The following is a 4,393-nucleotide window of genomic DNA, read 5'->3' as shown; positions in this document are numbered from 1 at the left end:
TAACAATTTTTATAAAAAAAAGAGCTTAACTATATTCTCAAACAAAAGAACTTAGTTAAGCCCAAACTAAATCGGATTTATAATAACATAAATAGGTTAAGTTCCCTCCTATAATATTTATAATAATATTATAAATATTATTAATTGTTTTTTGCCAACTTTTTGCAGAAATTATTATAATTAATAAAAGCTTTATTAAATTCTCTTGTTAAAGAATTTAATAAAGTTAGGGTTTAGCCGAATTCACTTATTAAAATAATTTTAAAAAGCTTTTCAATAATTGAATATATTCTAATTTAGAATTAAAATCGATTTGTATTTGTTAAAATAAAAGAACTTATTTAAGTTATCTTGTTAAAAAATTTAAATAAGTTCTACTTTATGAAAAAGCAAAAATTAAGTGTTAATTAATAATACTCTTCATCAATATTATAATGTACCATTTTAAAAATCAAATTATACAATACATCATTATTTGATGTATTGTAAATACCTCATAAATAGGGCATTTAAAATTGGACCTAGAATTGCTGCTGTTATTATCATAAAATGTACTAGTCTGTTACCCATGCTAAGTTTTTGATTCAAACTCTTTTCTACACTATCTATTTTGGTGTTTAAATTAGATATATCTTTTTGCAAACTCTTTTCTACGCTATCTATTTTGGTGTTTAAACTAGATATATCTTTTTGTAAATTCTTTTCTACACTATCTATTTTGGTGTTTAAACTAGATATATCTTTTTGTAAATTCTTTTCTACACTATCTATTTTGATATCTAAACTAGATATATCTTTTTGTAAATTCTTCTCTACACTATCTATTTTAGCATTAAGTTCGTTTTTAACATTATTTATTTTGATATCTAAATTAGATATATCTTTTTGTAAATTCTTCTCTAAATTAATCAATTTCTCTTTTAAAAACTCAAAGTTATAATTATCATTATGAAGAAAAACAAAATCTATTGCCTCTTCGCTAAATCCTATTTCTAAAAATTCGTTTTTTATATTTCCTATGTTAAACGTTCTGTTAGCTAAATTGTTCATACAACCTCCATATTATCCCTTTAATTGTTTATATTCTTTCATAATTATTTTAATTATTTCTTTTTTATCCATAAATAATTTATCTAACAAGAATCCCGTAAATTTAGCATTGCTTTTATAAAAATCATAACTTTCTTGATTTTTAAGTTGAAATCTTAGAGGTTTTATTGGATTTTGTTTAGACTTTTTTAATGTTGGACTTTCTTTATCCTTTATTAAATCAAGAGAATTATGAATGCCATTTTCTATTAAATAATCTTCTTTAAGAATTCCTTCTTGCAACGCAGTTGCTAATTTTAAGTAATTATAAGCTTGACTTCTAGCTATTTTATAATCTTTTATAAAATAGTCAAATTTTTTATATCCATCAATTTTATAATATTGATTATCCTTTATTTCTTTCAAAATTTTGATGCTATCCAATTTATGATATATTTCTTTTCTAAAATTAGCCTTTAATCTATCTTTCAAAGCATTATAATGAGCAATTCTATCTTCATTGGTAATCACTTCTTTTTTACCATCGGGATCTATCCCTGATGCCAAAATTCTTTTATTTAATTCTATTTTCATAAAAAATCTCCTTTATTTCAAAAAAGTCCAGAATCTGGATTTTTTTTATAATAAATTTTTTAATATATCTCAAAAAATTTTGATAATGCTTCTTTATATTCATTAATATAGTCTTTATCCATATTGAATTCATTATTGCCCGCAATTTTTTTGTTTAAATCTTCTCTTTCATGAATAAATCCCAAAAATCTTTCCCTAGATTCAACATATTTTAATAATTCTTTATGAGTATTGTTTTTTTTAAACCTTGTCACAAGAAGAAAAATTGGTATTTTTATTTTTAAATTTTCAATATGAAATTCTAATAAATCTAAACTTTCTATTGCCCATTTTTCTGCCGTCATTGGAACTATTACACAATTGCTAGTTATTAAAGCGTTTGATAAAGTAAAATCTAAACTAGGATTAGTATCTACTACTATATAATCATAATCTTGCTTTAAAAAGATTAAACTATCTTTTAATCTCAACTCTTGATGGGGTATAAATTCATTTGAAAATTTATGCAAAGTTATGTAACTTGGTATTAAATCTAAATTCTCTTTAATATTTACAATTGCATTATTTACATCTAATTTATCTTTTAATACTCTGTATATGTTTTTATTGACAAGATCAATTTTTTGATTTTCAAGTTTTTTACAAAAATAACTGGTAGTAGATGCTTGAGTATCTAGGTCTATTAATAATACTTTATATTTTTGAGCTAATAATGTCGCAAATATTATTGAACTCGTACTTTTCCCAACACCGCCCTTGATTGACGCTATTGTTATTATTTTAGGTTTTTTAGTATCCATTTTATTAACGGTCCTTGTTCCGGGTATTTTTTCCCATAAAATTTATATACTTGTTGTTCTAAATCCGTAAACATACTAAATAAAACTTTGTTGTAGTGATTGTTTGTTCTTTTTTTATCTAATAAACGATATAATCCCTTGAAATAGCAAAAAACACTTCCTGCTTTAAATCTAAATTCCATATAATATGCCCTTGCTAATGCATATGCTTTTCTAGCCCCGTTTATTTGATACTTTATTAATGGCTTTTTTATTGGTTTTCTGTAGCCATAAAAAATACCAATAAACTTATCTCCTTCTTTAATTGGGTATAAGTGAGTTTCTTCAACAATTCTTTCCCCATTAAATAAGGCCCTCAATGATAATCTAAATTCGTGTTTTTTCTCATAAACTCCAAATTTATAAATATCCATCATTATTTTTGTATGGTACATTGCTTTCCCATTTTCTTTTTCAATTAAAATAAAGCGTTCTTTATTTTGGCATTCAACTTTACATTTACCTTTTTTTACAGTTTCAATAGGTTCTAGTGCATTTTCCATATTAAATCCTCATACGGCCTTTATGCTAAATTCTTCTGTGGTTAAAGAATTTTTTTCATTTTTTATTATTTCTGATAATTCAAGATGATATGTACCAAATACTTTATTGTATTCTATTTTCTTTTGGTTATTCAAATATTCTTTTACAATAGGCTTTAGAATTTCAATATTTGTTTCTTTTTTTAGTTGTTCAATAAGGATATTGAAAATGTTTGTTTTTAAGTTCTCATAATCTTTTTGAGAATTTTCTTTTTTTCTTTCAATCGACTTTTCTAATTTACACTTTATATTGTTTAAATCGCTATATTTATGATTTTCAATAATAAAATGGGGTTTATATTTGTAACTTTCGTATACTTTTTGTAAATTTATTTCTAATTGTTCGGGGTTATATCCATTTTGTTTGAATTCTTTCTGAGTGTTATTTAAAATTCTTTTTAGTTTCTCTTGCTTTTCTTTAAAGCAAGATTTATTTAAATTTGTGTTTTTTAGCAATTTATTTTCAACTCTTTTTATGTTTTTGATTATTTTAATCATAGTATCTTTATCAACATTTAATGTTAATAAAAACGGAAGAATTTCTTTACATAACAAGTTGCTTTTATTGAAATACTTTATTACTTGATATTTTTCTATTTCTTTAATCTTTCTTTCTTCTTTTATATTATTTTTATTACTTAAACACTCCACTGAATTTACACTACTATTTTTGGAAACATTGTCTTTAAAATGGTTATTAACTCTAGATTTAAATCTAGAGTTTTTTCGCTCTTCAAAGTACATGTTGATTTTCTGGTAACATTCTTTTTTAGGATACTTTAGTTTATAATAAATTTCAGTCCCACAATTTACACCCATATGTTGATAGTAGTTATTTGTAACTTTTAATACTTTTTCTAGTTTGTAAAGATAATTTTGCATTGTTCTTAAAGTAGTGGGAGCTAGACCATTTCTTTTTAGATTTTTATTATAGTAATAGAGTATGTTTTGTTGTGTGTATTTCTTATCTTTTTTGTTTAGAAAATCTACTGTTGAAGTAAGAGATATTAATTTGTGTTGGTGTTTGTTGTAGCAAGTGGGATTTTTTGTGATATTTGGAAAATTTTTCATATTCTTTCTCCTATTTGATAATAAATACTCAGTAATATAATGCATAATTTTGATTTAAAAGTAAATACTTTTCTAAAAGAATATTAAATTTTAATTATTAATTTTGTTAAATTAATATAGAAATTTTTAATTCAGTGAAAATATAAATTGATTTTAATTTAAAATTGGGCTACACTACAAACAGCGTAGTTATTTGAACATTTTTCAGTTTTGACTACCTATTTGATAATTTGCAAAAATTTTAGCATGGGCTTAACTAATTTCTTTAGTAGATAATAGAGAATTTAGCTAAGCCCTATTTTTTTGTAAAATTTTTTG

The 4,393-nt window shown here is 23.2% G+C and carries 5 protein-coding genes; all 5 read right to left on the bottom strand.

Annotation, left to right across the window (positions count from 1 at the left end):
* Window positions 1-471: 471 nt before the first annotated feature.
* From bdr to HNP67_RS06470, 5 genes are read right to left on the bottom strand one after another with little or no spacing between them, the layout of a single operon-like run.
* Complete coding sequence (bdr, locus tag HNP67_RS06490) at window positions 472-1,050, bottom strand: Bdr family repetitive protein (protein ID WP_010883862.1); 579 nt, start codon at window positions 1,048-1,050, stop codon at window positions 472-474.
* 12 nt (window positions 1,051-1,062) lie between these two features.
* On the bottom strand, window positions 1,063-1,623 hold the full coding sequence (locus HNP67_RS06485) for a chromosome replication/partitioning protein (protein WP_010257492.1): 561 nt from the start codon (window positions 1,621-1,623) through the stop codon (window positions 1,063-1,065).
* Between the two features lie 59 nt (window positions 1,624-1,682).
* The gene (locus HNP67_RS06480) at window positions 1,683-2,423 is read right to left on the bottom strand and encodes a ParA family protein (protein WP_012672678.1); all 741 of its coding nucleotides are present in this window, start codon (window positions 2,421-2,423) and stop codon (window positions 1,683-1,685) included.
* Window positions 2,399-2,965, bottom strand: coding sequence for a DUF226 domain-containing protein (locus HNP67_RS06475; RefSeq protein WP_106023133.1), 567 nt, complete (start codon window positions 2,963-2,965; stop codon window positions 2,399-2,401). Before HNP67_RS06475 ends, HNP67_RS06480 begins: the two co-directional genes overlap by 25 nt.
* 9 nt (window positions 2,966-2,974) lie before the next feature.
* On the bottom strand, window positions 2,975-4,075 hold the full coding sequence (locus HNP67_RS06470) for a plasmid maintenance protein (RefSeq protein WP_184125707.1): 1,101 nt from the start codon (window positions 4,073-4,075) through the stop codon (window positions 2,975-2,977).
* Window positions 4,076-4,393 lie beyond the last annotated feature (318 nt).

Source organism: Borreliella californiensis (assembly GCF_014205885.1).
GTDB lineage: Bacteria > Spirochaetota > Spirochaetia > Borreliales > Borreliaceae > Borreliella > Borreliella californiensis.
Note: the sequence above shows the minus strand (reverse complement) of the source record. Positions and strands in the feature narration are given on the sequence as shown.

Excerpts from the sequence above, each read along its gene's own strand:
- HNP67_RS06480 (WP_012672678.1), bottom strand. The coding sequence starts at position 2,423 with ATGGATACTAAAAAACCTAAAATAATAACAATAGCGTCAATCAAGGGC.
- HNP67_RS06470 (WP_184125707.1), bottom strand. The coding sequence starts at position 4,075 with ATGAAAAATTTTCCAAATATCACAAAAAATCCCACTTGCTACAACAAA.
- HNP67_RS06485 (WP_010257492.1), bottom strand. The coding sequence starts at position 1,623 with ATGAAAATAGAATTAAATAAAAGAATTTTGGCATCAGGGATAGATCCC.
- bdr (WP_010883862.1), bottom strand. The coding sequence starts at position 1,050 with ATGAACAATTTAGCTAACAGAACGTTTAACATAGGAAATATAAAAAAC.
- HNP67_RS06475 (WP_106023133.1), bottom strand. The coding sequence starts at position 2,965 with ATGGAAAATGCACTAGAACCTATTGAAACTGTAAAAAAAGGTAAATGT.